Below are 14,472 nucleotides of genomic sequence, written 5' to 3'. Positions count from 1 at the left end.
CGCCCTAACGGCTGCCCCGAAGGGGGCTGGACCCGCCGGGGAAGACTTCGCTGACCTTTTGGCGAAGGTTCGCACCCTTTCGGGTCGCCACTGCGTTCAGGTCGGCGGCGAAGTCGATCAGGTCCGCCCGCAGCGAGTCGGCGAGTTCATCGGTGCCGGAGGCCAGCATCCGCACAGCCAGGAGCCCGGCGTTCCGGGCTCCGGCGATGGAGACTGTGGCTACCGGGACGCCTGCCGGCATCTGGACGATGGAGAGCAGGGAGTCCATCCCGTCGAGGGTCTTCAGCGGAACGGGGACGCCAATCACGGGCAGTGGCGTGACGCTGGCGAGCATTCCGGGCAGGTGGGCTGCGCCGCCCGCCCCTGCGATGATGACCCGAAGGCCACGCTCGTGCGCCGTCTGGCCGTACCGGATCATCTCGGTGGGCATCCGGTGGGCGGAGACGACGTCCGCCTCGAAGGGAATGCCGAATTCGGCCAGGGCGTCCGCCGCGGCCTCCATGACCGGCCAGTCTGAATCGGAGCCCATGACCAGGCCCACCAGGGGGCCCGCGGCGGTACCAACTGCTGGGGTGGCTTCGGCGCTCATGCGTTCTCCTCGAAAATCGCGGACGGTTCGTCTGTTGTGACCCGCCCGTCGCGGATGATGCCGGCCACGGCCGTGGCGCGGCGGCGGACCGAATCAACCTCTGCCGTGGAACTGCCTGTCAGGTTGACGTGGCCAATCTTGCGTCCCGGCCGCACCGACTTGCCGTAGCAGTGGACCTTGGCCGCGGGTTCGGCGGCCAGTGCCATGGGGTAGGCGGCGTACAGGTCCTGGTTGTCGCCGCCCAGGAAATTTTTCATGACGGTAACGGGAGCCAGGGCATCGGTGGCGCCCAGCGGCAGGTTCAGGACCGCGCGAAGGTGCTGCTCGAACTGGCTGGTGATGGAACCGTCCTGGGTCCAGTGGCCGGTGTTGTGCGGCCGCATGGCCAGTTCATTGATCAGGAAGCCGGCACCTGAACCAGGTGTTTCGAACAGTTCCACGGCGAGCACGCCGGTAACGTCCAGCTCGGCGGCGATGCGCAGTGCCGCATCCTCCGCGGCGGCGGCGACCTCCAGGGGGATCTCGAGCGCGGGCGCAATCACCTCATCGCAGACGCCATCGACCTGGATGGTGTGCACCACGGGCCACGCCCGTGCCTCGCCATCCGGAGTCCGCGCCACGAGCGCGGAGAGTTCGCGGGTAAATTCGACCTTCGCTTCGGCCAGCAGCGGGCTCATGGAGGCAAACCAGTCCGCGGCCTCCGCGGCCTCTTCCGCAGATGCGACGATTCGCACTCCCTTGCCGTCGTAGCCGCCCCTGGGGGTCTTGAGCACCACGGGCCAGCCTGTCCCGTCGCCGAAGCGGACCAAATCATCAACGTCAGCCACCGACGCCCATGCCGGGTTGGGCAGTTCCAGCCGGTCGATGGCGGCACGCATCACCAGCTTGTCCTGGGCGTGGACCAGGGCGTCCGGCCCGGGCTGGACGTTGACCCCCGCGTCCTGCAGGGCGCGGAGGTGGCCGGTCGGTACGTGCTCGTGGTCGAAGGTCATGACGTCCAGGCCTTGGGCGAAGTCCAGGAGCGTCTGCAGGTCCTTGTAGTCGCCCACTGGAGTGGCGGGTACGGCCGACACCGCCGACACGTCCTCGCCCTCGGCGAGGACACGGAGTTCAAAGCCGAGTGCTGTAGCGGCAGGGGCCATCATTCGCGCGAGCTGGCCGCCGCCAACCACGCCTATCACTGGAAAAGTCACATGTGCCAGCCTACCGAAGACGGGCCCAATCCCGCTTTTGCAACCCGGCATGCCACCGCGGTTTCCGCCCCGCAGAGCCCAGGGTGACCAAGTTCTCCCGGGCAGCTCAAAGGTTTGGGGGCTAAAATGGAGCTTTGGCCACGTGGCCCACAGTTCGTCAGGCCATGGAGGGTCATGTTTAGCTCACTTGCAGATCGTATCCGGGGGCTCGCCTCACTTTTTTGGCGCGAGGTGGCCAAGTTCGGGGCGGTGGGCGGTGTGGCGTTCGTCATCGACAACGGCTTGACCTACTACCTCATGCACGGCCCCATGTCGGACAGCGAGGCGAAGGCACGTTTTGTCGGCGCCACCGTTGCCACCATCTTCTCGTGGGTGGCCAACCGTTTCTGGACCTTCCGCCACCGCCGCCAGGCCAACGTGCTCCGCGAGTTTGTCATGTTCGTCATCATCAACGGCATAGGCATCGGCATCTCCACCGGTTTTACGGCGTTGGCAAAGTACGGAATGGGAATCGACAACAAGAACCTGCTGTTCCTGGCGGGCGTGGCCGGCATCCTGGTAGCCACGGTTGTCCGTTTCTTTGCCTACCGCTTCCTGGTCTTCAACCAGGAGCTGGACCAGGAGCCGGAGTTCTCCCACGACCACGAGATCATCGAAGCCCATCCGCACCGCGAGTCCGCCCGCGCCGCGGAGCGTCCAGCTTCCACCACCGTGGACGGCGGCCCGCAGGCCTAGCAGGCGTACGTGGAGGTCAGCTGCCGTGGATGCGTTCGTCCGCCCGCAGTTTGTCGGTAAGCGCCACTCCGGGATGGGTCAGCACCACGGAGCCGTCCCGCTGCCAGGCCCCCAGCGCACTGGACAAAGCTGATTCGAGCCCGCGGTCCGCGGGGACATGCACCCTGGCACCCTCCTCGTGTGGAACGGCAAAGCCGGTCAACAGCTCCCGGTGGGGGACAGTACGCCCTTCGCTGGTGCGGACGGCGCATCCTTCCGGATCCGGGTCGGTGTGCGCCATGAACACGTCCCCGTGGGAACGCACCTCGGCAGCATAGTCAAGGCAGCCGGCGGGAAGCTCCCCGGGCCACCGCATGGCCAGTGCCGGGAGTGCAACGGCAATGACGGCGGCGTCCTCTCCCGTGGCCCCGGAAGGGTCGTCCGTGGCGAGGAAGTCCGCCGGACCGCCGTCGAGGACTGTTTCCAGGCCAAGCTGCCAGGACGCCAGCGCCCACACGATCGCTTTCCAGTGCGCCGGAAGGGCGAGGCGCAGCCGCATGCCGGGTTCGGCGTCCAGCTCATCCTGCAGAAGGTTGCTGGTCTTTGCCACCCAGTTGTCCAGGACCCGTCCCGAGAGCTCCACCCGCTCTGCATCGGGTCCGTACCAGGTGAGCCGTGGTGACGTTGAGTTGCCTGAGCGCAGGGTGCCCATTAAGTCAATTGCGGGGGTAGTGGTCATGGGTTCATCCTGCCACTCCGCAATGACAGGGTCATCCGGCGATGGCTTCGGTTGCATGCCGCGGAAGCGTGAGTGATGTTAATCACTACAGGTGCTAAGTTTGCTTGCTATTTTGCCGGAGACCGGGTATTTTCCCCGCCAGCCCTGCGTTTTGACGGGTTTTTGGTACACCTTCGGCCGGTTGCGCCCCGCGCCACGCCCGGGCCGGTAAAAATCCCGGGCGTGGCGTGCGCAAACTTCTGAACAAGGACTGTCTATTATCCCGGCAACGGCTTGACTAGCCCTAGTTACACACGTGTAATTAGGTAACTAAAGCAATTGCGTAAATACCGGCACACAACCGAGTGTCCACGTATCCAGGCAATGGCTGAAACATCAGGAGGGTCGCCGTGGGGCAAGCAGAGCGTATCCAGGAAGATGCCGTCGTGGCCGGCCAGGCAACGGCAAAGTACCGTGCGCGGGGGGTGCCCAGCGACTGGTACGTGGATCCCGCAGATCCTGATGCTGCGGAGAGGTACACCAGGAATTCCACCAGTGTCCTCGAGGACCAGGCCACCGCGTTCCTCGCGGCCCATGAAGCCCTGTTGGACGGGGGCGCCGAGCCGGAGGAGGACCTGGATCCGCCCATGGAGTTGGCCGCCGGGACTGTCCAGCCGGTATGGATTGGACTTCCTCTGCAGCAGGACTTCGATGACGAAGGCGAGCTCGGCTGGCAGACTGACGCCTTGTGCGCCCAGACCGACCCGGAAGCATTCTTTCCCGAAAAGGGCGGCTCAACGCGCGACGCCAAGAAGGTTTGCGGCGCCTGCAATGTACGGTCCCAGTGCCTCGAATACGCGCTGGCCAATGACGAACGGTTTGGCATTTGGGGAGGCCTTTCCGAGCGTGAGCGCCGGCGGCTTAGGAAGCGAGCAATCTAATTCTTCAGGATGTCCATGTCACTGCCGTTGTGGTTGCCCACAACGGCAGTGCCTATCTGCCCAGAACCCTTTCGGCACTGGCCGCCCAAACGCGCCCGGTTGACCGCGCTGTCGGCGTTGACGCTGGCTCCGGCGACGATTCCTACAGCCTCCTCAGCCGGGCCTTGGGGGAGGCCGCCGTTGTCAGCCATTCGCGGGGCAAAGGCGGCATGGGTTCCGCTGTCTCCGCAGCGCTGGCAGCGCTCGTGCCCTTCGATGGAGATGCCGGTTCCGGCCGGACGGAGTGGATCTGGCTCCTGCACGACGACGCGGCGCCGGCGCCGGAAGCCCTCGCGGAACTCCTGGGCGCCGTGGAGCGGGCCCCATCTGTTACGGTCGCGGGCTGCAAGCAGCTGGACTGGCATTCGCCGCGGAAATTGATGGATGTGGGTCTTTCCACCAGCCGCTGGGCCGAGCGGCTTACCCTCATCGACGCGGACGAGATGGACCAGGGCCAGTACGACGGCCGCACGGACACTTTCGCGGTGAATTCCGCCGGCATGCTGGTGCGGCGGGATGTCTGGGAACAGTTGGGCGGCTTCGACCCCGCACTGCCGGGCAGCGGAGACGACGTCGACTTCTGCTGGCGGAACCGACTTGCCGGCCACCGCGTTGTGGTGGTTCCCGCGGCCCGGATGTTCCACGTGGCGCACCGGCCCCATGCCCTGGGGAACCCGTCAGCCGCCCGAAAAGCGCAGGTCCACCTCCGCCTGAAGCACAGCCCGCTCTGGATGGTGCCCGTCCACGGCATCGGCGCGTTGCTCGGCAGCCTCTTCAAGCTGCTCCTGAGCATCGTCGTCAAAGATCCCGGGCATGGCATTTCCCAGCTCCTCGCCACCTGCGCGGCGCTGGGCCGGCCCCGGGCCGTGGCCAAGGCCCGCAGGGCGGCCAAACGCACGCGGCGCATCCGCCGGTCGGTCATCCGCAAGCTCCAGACGCCCCGCCGGGAGGTGTGGAGCCACCGCCGGTCATTGATGGAGGCGCTGGGATCGGACGGGTCAGGCGCGGACCACCTTGTCCAGGACCCGCTCGCACACCAGCCCACCGGCGACGCCGCGGACGACTTCGCGGCCCTGGCCACCAGCAAGCGCGGCTGGGTGGGCAATGGCGCCCTTGCCGCCGTCATCATCGCGTCAGTGGCCTCGCTGCTGGCGCTGGCAGGACTGTTCCGTGCCGCCGCCGTCTCCGGCGGTGCCCTGATCCCGGTCTCCGCAGGCCTCGGGGATATCTGGCACAACGCCTCCAGCTGGTGGATCAGCCTCGGAGCGGGCCTTCCCGGCCGCGGCGATCCCTTTGACTACGTCCTCTGGATTATCGGCCTCGCGGGCGGAGGCGATGCCAACGCTGCCATGGCCTGGCTGCTCCTGCTCGGTGCCCCGCTGTCCGGACTCACCGCGTGGTTCGCCGCTGGCGGAGTCACCGAACGCCGGCGGCTCCGTTTCGCAGCCGCCCTCTTCTGGGCTGCGGCGCCGGCACTCCAGGCCGCGCTGAACCAGGGCCGGGCAGGTGCCCTGATTGCCCACATCATGCTGCCGCTGGTGGTCCTGGGCCTGCTGCGGGCCACGGGTTCGGCCATTGGCCACGGACGGTTCGGCGCCACTACGGCGCCCGGCTACCCGGCCGGTGAGCAACTCCCGGCGAAGGCGGGCATCAACGGTGTGCCGTCGTGGACGGCCGCTGCTGCTGCGGGCCTGGCGCTGGCGGTCACCACCGCCTCGGCGCCCTCCCTTCTTCTTCCCGCGACCCTGGTCATCGTGCTGTGCGGCGTCCTGCTGGGAGGGCGCGGACGGACCGTGTGGTGGGCCCTGCTGCCCAGCGCGGCCCTGTTCGTCCCGTTCGCGCTGTCCACCCTCGACAGGCCACGCGCGCTCCTGGCAGACCCGGGCCTCCCGCTGGGATTCGAGGCAGCGCCACTGTGGCAGCAGTTCATGGGCCAACCCCTGTCGTTCAACCCCGCCGGTGGCCTCCATGGACTGTCGGCCTTCGCGGGCGGCCCGGTGCCATGGGCCCTGCTGCTCGCCGTGCTCATTGCCGGGCCGGTGCTGGTCCTTGCCGTCGTGGGAATCTTCAGCGCAGGACGCCGGGCGCGGACTGCCAGGTGGTTCTGGACCGCTGCGATCATCGCCCTGGCCAGCGGCTGGTTCGCGGGCCACGTTGCCACGGGACTGAACACGGATGTCATCGTGGCGCCGTTCCCCGGACCTGCCGTGTCTGCCGCTTCCTTTGCCCTCCTTGCAGCGGCACTGCTCGGTTGGGAGCAGCTCCTGGCCGCTGCGGACCGGACCTCCGGTGCCGGGGCGGGAACCAGGACTGCGGCCCGCGCCGGCCTGGCCGTTGCTCTGGTGCTGGTGCTGGCTGGCCCGCTGGCAGGGATGGCCGCCTGGTCCGCGCAAAACCTGCTGCGTCCGGCCACCTCGGCAGCTGCCGCACCGGCAGCGCAGGGCCCTGCGGCCGGCACATCTCCTACCGCTTCGGCGGACGGGGGAGCGCTGGGCGTTCCGCGGCTCGTGGACGCTGCCACCGGCCGCTCCCTTCCCGCCACCGCTGTTGACCGCGGTACCGGACCCGAGCAAACGCGGACCCTCCTCCTCGGCACCGGTGACGACGGGACCTTCAACGCCTCGCTCATGCGCGGGGCAGGCACCACGCTGGACAGCCTCTCCGCCATCGCCTCCGCCAGGAACATCATCGGCGGACCCGGTTCCGAAGAAATACGCGGCGACGACGACGTCACCGCAGCCGTCCGCCGCGTTGTTGCCACCATGGTGGCCGGGCAGGGCGTGGACCCCCGTTCCGACCTCGAACAACTCGGCGTCGGCTTCGTGGTCCTGCGCTCCGCCGACACCGCAGCCCAGCTGACCGCAAGCCGCATGGACGCAGTCCCGGGCCTGGTGGCCGTGGGACAGACTGACGTCGGTTGGCTGTGGCGCATCAGCCCCCTGAACCAGCGCGGCACCCAGGCCGCTGATGTGGCCCACCGGGTCCGTATTGTCGACGCAGGCGGTACGGCCACGGCATTGGTGGCATCAAATGCTGAAGGCGTCGATATCGCAGTGCCCGCCGGGCCGGAGGGCCGGCTGGTGGTCCTCGCCGAGCGTGCCGATCCCGGTTGGACAGCCTGGCTCGACGGCCGGAAACTGACCTCCACCACCTCAGGCTGGTCACAGGCCTTCACCCTGCCTGCGTCCGCCGGCCAACTGACGGTCCGCTACGAGAACCCTTGGTCCCTTTGGGCTGCAGTCGGTCAAATCACGGTGATCGGGCTGACTGTCATCCTGGCAATCCCCATGCCGGCCCGGCGGCCACGGACCGGCCTCTCACGGGACGAGGGCTCCCTGCGTAAGGAACACCAACATGCATGAGCACACCCCACCTGCCGGCAAGGCTGATGCCAATGCCAATGCCAATGCCAACGCCGACGCCGGAATCCGGGACACCGGAATCCCGCACGCCGGGACGCCTGGGACCGGGGCAACGGAGACCGGGACGGCGGACGCTGCCGGGCAGCCCCTGGCTGGCGGGCAGGCGGCGGCAACAGAAGAGCCCGGTTTTGGCGGCAAACCCAGCGCGGGCGTGCACAGAACCGGGAAGGGGCCGAGAGGCTCTCGCCGCGGCGCTACGCGGCTGCCGGGCGGTAAAGGCCGGGCGGCCTCGATCGCCGGGGTGGCCGCAGGCGTGCTGATCCTCGCCGGCGCCGGGGCCGTGGTCACGGCTGGATCGCTGGTGGCGGAACCTGCATCAAGCCGCACAGTGCCAGCAGCCAAAGCAGCCGTCCCTGCGGGGGCCAGCGTTGGCGTATGCCCCGGCCCTGCGCGGTTGCTGGAAGGCACGGACGCGGGGACGGACGCCCAGTTCCGGCCGGAGTCGGCCACGGCCGCAACCAGGGTCAGCGCCGCAGTGCTCAGCGCCGGCGGCGTGCTGCCGGGCAGCCGGCTGGCGCACCTGGACGGAACGGCCGCCGTCGAAATTGCCAAGGATCCGGGGCCGGCCCCAACTGCCGCGGCCCCGCAGGAACTCCTCGCCGGAGTGGTGGCAGACCGGACCGTGGACCAGGTGAACGTCGTGAGTGCCAACGCCGTCGCGAACCAGAACGCGTCGGCCGCCGGGGCCATGAAATATACGGCCACAGACGGTGACCTGCAGGGCAGTGCTGCCGCAACCTGCGGGCAACCTTCGAATGACCAGTGGCTGGCTGGTGCCAGTACCACGGTGGGCCGCACCTCCGTGCTCGCCCTGACCAACGCCTCCAGCACACCAGCTACCGTGAGCCTCGAATTGTTCGGGGGCCGCGGCCAGATCCAGGCGCCCGGCAGCCGCGGCCTGCTGGTTGCCCCCGGCACCACCCGCAGCGTGGTCCTCGCCGGGCTCGCCCCCAACGAGTCCCAGCTCAGCGTCCACGTCCGCAGCGCCGGTGGACCGGTCGCAGCCTCCATCCAACAGAGCTTCCTGCGCGGACTCACTCCCGGCGGCGTGGACTACATCAGCCCGGGGACTGCCCCAGGGGTACGCCAGGTGATGACGGGAGTGGATATCCAGGACCCTGCCGGGCTGGCTTCCCTGACGGCACAGCCCGGCTACCGGGATGCAGGCCCCGCCCTGGAACTGACGGTGCCCGGCGCTTCTGACGCCGTGGTGGAGATCAAGCTGTACGGACGCGACGGCCAGCACGCGCTTCCGTCCGGCGGCGTCATCACCGCAAAAGCCGGTTCAACAACTGAGGTTTCCCTGGCAGGGGTACCCGCCGGCCAGTACACGGTTGCTGCCTCTTCCGACGTCTCCTTCCTTGCCGCCGCCCGGATGACCCGCGGCCTCCAGGCCGGTCAGCCCTCGGATGTGGCCTGGGCAGCATCAGCCGTTCGGCTGGGCAGCCAGCACGTGGTCCCGGTTCCCAAGGGCGGCCAACGCCAGCTGGTGTTCGGCGTCCTGGACTCCAGGGCCACTATCACGTATTCGCCCATCACAGCCGATGGAAAGGTACGCGCCGCGGCCACTGCGGACATCGCCGGGGGAACCACAGCCTCCATCAGCATTCCCGACCAGGCCGGGGGGGCCGCCGTCGTTGGCTACGTGGTGTCGGCGTCCGGGGATGCCGCCTACGGTTCGGTGCTCGTGGGGCAGGAAGGCCGCAACGACGTTTCCTCCCTGGCCTTCCTGGCCGCTGCAGCCGGGCAGGAAACCGTCCCGGTCAGCCTGGGCTACTAGTAAAGGCGACTCAGGCAGCCCGCCGTGCGGGCCGGCTCCTCAGTAGCGGCGGCGGTAAACCGGGTCCAAAGTTTCCGGCGCCACGCCAAGCATCTCCGCCGTGTGTTCCACCACCACGTCGTGGACCAGGTCCTGGAGTTCTTCGACGCTGGAGCACGCCTGCTCCACCACCCGCCGGTACACCGTAATCGTGGGGCCATCCCCGTCCGCGGCCGGCGTGTAGGAGCCCATGGGCGGGGTGGACGCAGTCGCCGCCAACTGTTCCAGCTCCGGCGGGATTTCGTCCACGCCGAACCGCACCCCGTCCAGCGTCTTGCCCCAGATGTCGTGCAGCCGCTGGGCCGAGTCCAGCACCATGTCGTCAAAGCGGTCGGCGCGGGTCCGGTAGCCGGGATGGGTTGGCAGCATCACCTCGCCGCGGAGGCCGCGCCCGTGGCGGTTCCGGCGCCGCCGGGAGAAGCTCCTGCCACTGGTTTCCGCACCCATCGCCGCGGTGGCATCCGGGTCAGCCAACCGGACCGAAAAACCTGATTCATGGTTCGATGACTGCATACATCGACTGTAAACCCGGGGGAGGATTTACGCGATACATCCGCTGTGCCCCGCGGGCGCGTCGGCCGGAGCGGCAATGCGCGGCTTTTCGCCGACGAAGGGGTAGTCTGTGATGTCGTGGGAGCTATCCGTCAATGTTCAAGGTCTGCCTGCCGCCAGTCGGCGGTAGCCACCCTGACGTACGTGTATGCCGACTCCACCGCCGTCCTGGGTCCGCTGGCCACCTACGCCGAACCGCACTGCTACGACCTCTGCGAGCAGCACGCTGATTCGTTGACAGTTCCCCGCGGCTGGGAAGTACTGCGGCTGGCCATGCCGTCCACCCCGCAACAACCTGGTCCCGACGACCTGCTGGCCCTTGCCAACGCCGTCCGCGACGCCGCCGCCCTCCCCGCCGAGCCGCAGGCGCCCGCCCAGCGGGCACACCACTCCGCCCTGGAAGCGCCAGCCGGCACCGAAGGCGCACGCCGTGGACACCTGCGGGTCCTTCGGGAACCGTCCTGAACCCCATCTGGCGGTAGGCTGGAACCTGCACATCTTTTCCGCCACCGGCGCGAGCGCGCCCGCCAGGGGAGCATGAACAAATGCCAAAGATCAGTCCCGAGCTGTTGTCCGTCCTGCGTTGCCCCGTGACCGGCTCGCCCCTGGTGCAGGAGGGGGACGAACTGGTGGCCACCGCCGCCGGGGACACGGGCATCAGGAACCGGTACGCCATCGAGGACGGGATCCCTTTGCTGCTGCCTCCGGAGCTGCTGGCGGCAGCCGCCTCCGCAGGTTCGGACCAGCATGATCCCGCTGCGGCAGGGCTCTAGTTCACCTGCCTCCGCACGCACAAACACAGCAGCACGGGGACTGGACCAGGACCCGGACCAAGCAAAGGACCACCCATGACTTTTGACTACAAAGTTGCCGACATCTCCCTGGCCGAAGCCGGCCGGCACCAGATCCGCCTCGCCGAGCACGAAATGCCGGGCCTAATGTCCCTCCGCGAGGAGTTCGGGGCCTCCCAGCCGCTCAAGGGCGCACGGATTGCCGGCTCCCTGCACATGACGGTCCAGACCGCCGTCCTGATCGAGACCCTCACTGCGCTGGGCGCCGAGGTCCGGTGGGCGTCCTGCAACATCTTCTCCACCCAGGACGAAGCCGCCGCAGCCGTGGTGGTGGGCAAGGGCACCGTCGAGGATCCCCAGGGCGTGCCCGTGTTCGCCTGGAAGGGCGAGACCCTTGAGGAATACTGGTGGACCGCCGAACAGATCCTCACCTGGCCGGGCGCCGAGGCCAACCCCGAGCTTGGCCCCAACATGATCCTGGACGACGGCGGCGACGCCACCATGCTGGTGCACAAGGGCGTGGAGTTTGAAGCCGTGGGCACTGTTCCCTCCACAGACCCCGAGGACTCGGAGGAATACGGTATCTTCCTTGACGTTCTGCGCCGCTCCCTGGCTGCAGACCCGCAGAAGTGGACCCGCACCGCCGCCACGATCAGGGGCGTCAGCGAGGAAACCACCACCGGCGTCCACCGCCTCTACCAGCTCGCAGACCAGGGCAAACTGCTCTTCCCCGCCATCAACGTCAACGACTCGGTGACCAAGAGCAAGTTCGACAACAAGTACGGCATCCGCCACTCCCTGCCCGACGGCATCAACCGGGCCACGGACGTGCTCATGGGCGGCAAGGTCGCCGTCGTCTGCGGCTATGGCGACGTCGGAAAGGGCGCCGCCGAGGCTCTTCGCGGCCAGGGCTCGCGCGTGATCGTCACCGAGATCGACCCCATCTGCGCACTGCAGGCAGCCATGGACGGCTACCAGGTGGCCAGGCTGGAGTCGGTCCTGGCGCAGGGCGATATCTTCATCACCACCACCGGCAACAAGGACGTCATCCTCGCCGAGCACATGGCCGGCATGAAGAACAAGGCCATCGTGGGCAACATCGGCCACTTCGACAACGAAATCGACATCGCGGGCCTTGCCCGGATCCCCGGCGTGAAGAAGGTTGAGATCAAGCCGCAGGTCCACGAGTGGGTCTTCGATGAGGGACAGGATGCCGAGCGCTCCATCATCGTCCTCTCCGAAGGCAGGCTGCTCAACCTCGGCAACGCCACCGGCCACCCGTCGTTCGTCATGAGCAACTCGTTCGCCAACCAGACCATTGCCCAGATCGAACTGTGGACCAAGCGGGACCAGCACGAGTACGACAACAAGGTCTATGTCCTGCCCAAGGTCCTTGACGAGAAGGTGGCCCGGCTGCACCTTGACGCACTGGGAGTTGAACTCACTGAGCTGAGCAAGGACCAGGCTGAATACCTGGACATTGACGTCGCAGGCCCCTACAAGCCCGAGCACTATCGTTACTGAGACGTAAGGGCCCGGGCGCGCAACGTGCCCGGGCCCGTTATTTTCTGCACGTAGGATCGAAAACATGGAGCCTGATGTAAAGCCCCGCCGCCGGGGGACTGCCAAGAAAATCATTGCCGTGGCTGCCGTTTGTATCCTGGCTGCCGTGGGCGGGGTTTTTGCCGCCGTCGCTCCGGGACTCGCAGGCGGGCCCCTTGAATCGGAAGCAGGCTCCGCGCTGCGCACATCCCCGGGCATCGCATCGCCCGTTGTCCCGCCGGTAAAGGTCGACGCCGCACCCGCCGACGGCGCCAAGCAGGTCAATCCCGCCGCGCCGGTTTCCCTGAAGGTGGGCAACGGGACCATCCAGCGCGTCACCCTGGCCAGCATCGCGGGGAAGAGCATCGACGGAAGCATCGACGCCGGCGGGACCTCATGGTCCGCTACCGCGCCTCTGGAATTCAACACCGGGTACAGCTACACCTATGTTGTCAAGGACAGTGCAGGGCGGGAGACCAGCACCACCCAGTCCTTCAACACCGTCTCCAGCTCACATGAGGCGGATGCCGCCATCTACCCCCTGAACGGCATGAAGGTGGGCGTCGGCCAGCCCCTCCAGATCATCTTCAGCGAGCCGGTGACCAACCGCGCCGCCGTGGAAAAGGCCATCAAGATCACCACCACGGCGGGACAGACCGGGGCGTTCCACTGGTACAGCGACACCATGGTCCGGTACCGTCCCGAGAACTTCTGGGCGGCGAACTCCACCGTCACCATGGACATGCAGCTCTTCGGCGTCGACCTTGGAAACGGCCAGATCGCCAACTTCAATAAGAAAGTCAACGTCAATATTGGGGACAAGAAGGTGGCCATCGCGGACGCCACGGCCCACACGTTCACGCTGAGCGTCAACGACCAGCCCGTCAAGACGCTGCCCGTGAGCATGGGGGACAAACGCTTCCCCTCCGCCAAGGGATATGCCGTGCTCATGGAGAAAAACCGCTTTGACCACTTCAGGGCGGCAAGTATCGGCCTGAAGCCGGACGATCCCGCGTACTACGGTGAGGCCGACGTCGAATACACCATCCGCCTGACCCTCAGCGGGGCCTACATCCACCAGGCACTGGAGTCCGCCTATCCGTATATCGGCAACGCGAATGTGTCCCACGGCTGCATCGGGTTCCTTCCGGACGGGGCAGCCTGGGTGTTCGACAACATGGGAACCGGCGACGTCGTCCAGATCATCAACACGGAGGGTGACTACGCGGCGAACACCGACGGATATGGCGACTGGAACATTCCGTGGAGTGAGTACGACAACTGAGTCACTCGGCGAACGGCAACCGTTGCAGCCGCTGTCCCATCTCCGTGTTCCGCCGGCGTGACTGCGACAACCTGGTGAACTCCCTGTTCCGTCGTTCAGCGACGACGGCGGCCAGATAGTCATCCGGGCCCGTCCCCGGCGGTGGCGGCGGGGCCACATGGGCTGACAGTTCCCCGGCGATCGCCTGCGCCATGCCGGCCCTCGAAAGCGGAGCCATCCGGCCCGCCTGGCGGATGAACTGGGCAGCCCTGCGCGCCGTGGCGTCAGGGATCCGCCCGATGTCCGCCGCGGCCGCCCACGCCTGAAGGTAGGGCGGCACGAAAACCCGGAGGGCCGCTTCTGCAGGAACCCTGCTTCGCACGGCGTACGTGCCGGCGAGCAGGTCGCCGAGCCGCTTGGATTTGTCGTTGAAGAGTGCGACGGCGAGGGCAAGCCCCCCGAACGTCAGGTAGATTTCAAGGAATCCGGTGAGTCCCCGGATCACGGCATGCCGGAACCGGATGGCACCGCCGTCCTCACGCACCACCCGCAGACCCGTGGCCAGTTTCCCCAGCGACCGGCCCCGGGTCAGGGTTTCCATTCCCACGGGCACCACCACCAGGCAGAAGACGACGGCGGCCAGGCCAAGGGCGCGCGCGGCCGCGGCGTCCAGGTCCCTGCCGGCGGCGGCCAGGCCAAGCATGATCAGCACGAGCAGGACCACGTGGAAAACGGCGTCGATGGCCAGGCCCAGTGCCCGGGCCGCAAAGCCCGCGGGCCGAAGCTCGAGGACCACGGCCTCGCCGGTGATGATCTGGCTCATACTGCGTCCTTTCCCTCCGCGGCTGATGATGTGGACCATCCGACGGTGCGGACGGTCAAAGTCTA

At 67.5% G+C, this 14,472-nt stretch carries 13 protein-coding genes; 8 read left to right on the top strand and 5 right to left on the bottom strand.

The genetic code is table 11. The features are described from left to right. Positions 1-4 precede the first annotated feature (4 nt). Positions 5-589: a 5-(carboxyamino)imidazole ribonucleotide mutase gene (gene purE / locus J2T23_RS12885; RefSeq protein WP_141161164.1), complete on the bottom strand. Its 585-nt coding sequence runs from the start codon at positions 587-589 to the stop codon at positions 5-7. Continuing rightward, positions 586-1,782, bottom strand: a complete 1,197-nt coding sequence (locus tag J2T23_RS12880; RefSeq protein ID WP_141181041.1) for a 5-(carboxyamino)imidazole ribonucleotide synthase — start codon at positions 1,780-1,782, stop codon at positions 586-588. The genes purE and J2T23_RS12880 overlap by 4 nt, the downstream gene beginning before the upstream one ends. A gap of 174 nt (positions 1,783-1,956) precedes the next feature. Here J2T23_RS12880 and J2T23_RS12875 point away from each other — a divergent pair, with 174 nt between their 5' ends. Next, a complete protein-coding gene (locus J2T23_RS12875) occupies positions 1,957-2,517 on the top strand; it encodes a GtrA family protein (protein ID WP_141161162.1) in 561 nt (186 codons plus the stop codon). A gap of 16 nt (positions 2,518-2,533) precedes the next feature. Here J2T23_RS12875 and J2T23_RS12870 read toward each other — a convergent pair whose 3' ends face one another. Further along, a complete protein-coding gene (locus J2T23_RS12870) occupies positions 2,534-3,235 on the bottom strand; it encodes a TIGR03089 family protein (protein ID WP_141161161.1) in 702 nt (233 codons plus the stop codon). A 389-nt stretch (positions 3,236-3,624) separates the two neighbouring features. Here J2T23_RS12870 and J2T23_RS12865 point away from each other — a divergent pair, with 389 nt between their 5' ends. From J2T23_RS12865 to J2T23_RS12855, 3 genes are read left to right on the top strand one after another with little or no spacing between them, the layout of a single operon-like run. Beyond that, positions 3,625-4,155 carry a WhiB family transcriptional regulator gene (locus tag J2T23_RS12865; protein WP_141161160.1) on the top strand — a complete coding sequence of 177 codons (531 nt, stop codon included), beginning with the start codon at positions 3,625-3,627 and terminating at the stop codon, positions 4,153-4,155. Positions 4,156-4,184: 29 nt separating this feature from the next. Then, positions 4,185-7,556, top strand: a complete 3,372-nt coding sequence (locus tag J2T23_RS12860) for a glycosyltransferase (RefSeq protein WP_370871398.1) — start codon at positions 4,185-4,187, stop codon at positions 7,554-7,556. Next, entirely contained in the window at positions 7,549-9,396 is a 1,848-nt protein-coding gene (locus J2T23_RS12855) for a DUF5719 family protein (protein ID WP_307360510.1), read from the top strand. The genes J2T23_RS12860 and J2T23_RS12855 overlap by 8 nt, the downstream gene beginning before the upstream one ends. Positions 9,397-9,435: 39 nt before the next feature. On the opposite strand, the gene J2T23_RS12850 is transcribed toward J2T23_RS12855, so the two are convergent. Beyond that, complete coding sequence (locus J2T23_RS12850) at positions 9,436-9,948, bottom strand: metallopeptidase family protein (protein ID WP_141161158.1); 513 nt, start codon at positions 9,946-9,948, stop codon at positions 9,436-9,438. A gap of 117 nt (positions 9,949-10,065) precedes the next feature. On the opposite strand from J2T23_RS12850, the gene J2T23_RS12845 reads away from it, so the two are divergent. The 4 genes from J2T23_RS12845 to J2T23_RS12830 all read left to right on the top strand — a co-directional run bounded on the left by J2T23_RS12845 (position 10,066) and on the right by J2T23_RS12830 (position 13,605). Continuing rightward, complete coding sequence (locus J2T23_RS12845) at positions 10,066-10,452, top strand: DUF3499 domain-containing protein (RefSeq protein WP_141161157.1); 387 nt, start codon at positions 10,066-10,068, stop codon at positions 10,450-10,452. Positions 10,453-10,532: 80 nt separating this feature from the next. Further along, positions 10,533-10,760, top strand: a complete 228-nt coding sequence (locus J2T23_RS12840) for a Trm112 family protein (protein ID WP_141181045.1) — start codon at positions 10,533-10,535, stop codon at positions 10,758-10,760. A 75-nt stretch (positions 10,761-10,835) separates the two neighbouring features. After that, complete coding sequence (ahcY, locus tag J2T23_RS12835) at positions 10,836-12,302, top strand: adenosylhomocysteinase (protein WP_141181046.1); 1,467 nt, start codon at positions 10,836-10,838, stop codon at positions 12,300-12,302. A 64-nt stretch (positions 12,303-12,366) separates the two neighbouring features. Beyond that, complete coding sequence (locus J2T23_RS12830; RefSeq protein ID WP_141161154.1) at positions 12,367-13,605, top strand: L,D-transpeptidase; 1,239 nt, start codon at positions 12,367-12,369, stop codon at positions 13,603-13,605. Position 13,606: 1 nt separating this feature from the next. On the opposite strand, the gene J2T23_RS12825 is transcribed toward J2T23_RS12830, so the two are convergent. Further along, positions 13,607-14,407 carry an RDD family protein gene (locus J2T23_RS12825; protein ID WP_307360505.1) on the bottom strand — a complete coding sequence of 267 codons (801 nt, stop codon included), beginning with the start codon at positions 14,405-14,407 and terminating at the stop codon, positions 13,607-13,609. Positions 14,408-14,472 lie beyond the last annotated feature (65 nt).

The sequence above is a fragment of the Pseudarthrobacter niigatensis genome, from assembly GCF_030812615.1.
GTDB classification, from domain to species: Bacteria; Actinomycetota; Actinomycetes; order Actinomycetales; family Micrococcaceae; genus Arthrobacter; species Arthrobacter niigatensis.
The sequence above is the reverse complement of the archived record's forward strand: the minus strand, read 5'-3'. Positions and strand labels throughout refer to the sequence as shown.

What these genes read in the sequence shown, in the direction of transcription:
- J2T23_RS12850 (WP_141161158.1), bottom strand. Translation starts at nt 9,948, where the DNA reads ATGCAGTCATCGAACCATGAATCAGGTTTTTCGGTCCGGTTGGCTGAC.
- J2T23_RS12825 (WP_307360505.1), bottom strand. Translation starts at nt 14,407, where the DNA reads ATGAGCCAGATCATCACCGGCGAGGCCGTGGTCCTCGAGCTTCGGCCC.
- ahcY (WP_141181046.1), top strand. Translation starts at nt 10,836, where the DNA reads ATGACTTTTGACTACAAAGTTGCCGACATCTCCCTGGCCGAAGCCGGC.
- J2T23_RS12855 (WP_307360510.1), top strand. Translation starts at nt 7,549, where the DNA reads ATGCATGAGCACACCCCACCTGCCGGCAAGGCTGATGCCAATGCCAAT.
- J2T23_RS12870 (WP_141161161.1), bottom strand. Translation starts at nt 3,235, where the DNA reads ATGACCACTACCCCCGCAATTGACTTAATGGGCACCCTGCGCTCAGGC.
- J2T23_RS12830 (WP_141161154.1), top strand. Translation starts at nt 12,367, where the DNA reads ATGGAGCCTGATGTAAAGCCCCGCCGCCGGGGGACTGCCAAGAAAATC.
- purE (WP_141161164.1), bottom strand. Translation starts at nt 589, where the DNA reads ATGAGCGCCGAAGCCACCCCAGCAGTTGGTACCGCCGCGGGCCCCCTG.
- J2T23_RS12875 (WP_141161162.1), top strand. Translation starts at nt 1,957, where the DNA reads ATGTTTAGCTCACTTGCAGATCGTATCCGGGGGCTCGCCTCACTTTTT.
- J2T23_RS12840 (WP_141181045.1), top strand. Translation starts at nt 10,533, where the DNA reads ATGCCAAAGATCAGTCCCGAGCTGTTGTCCGTCCTGCGTTGCCCCGTG.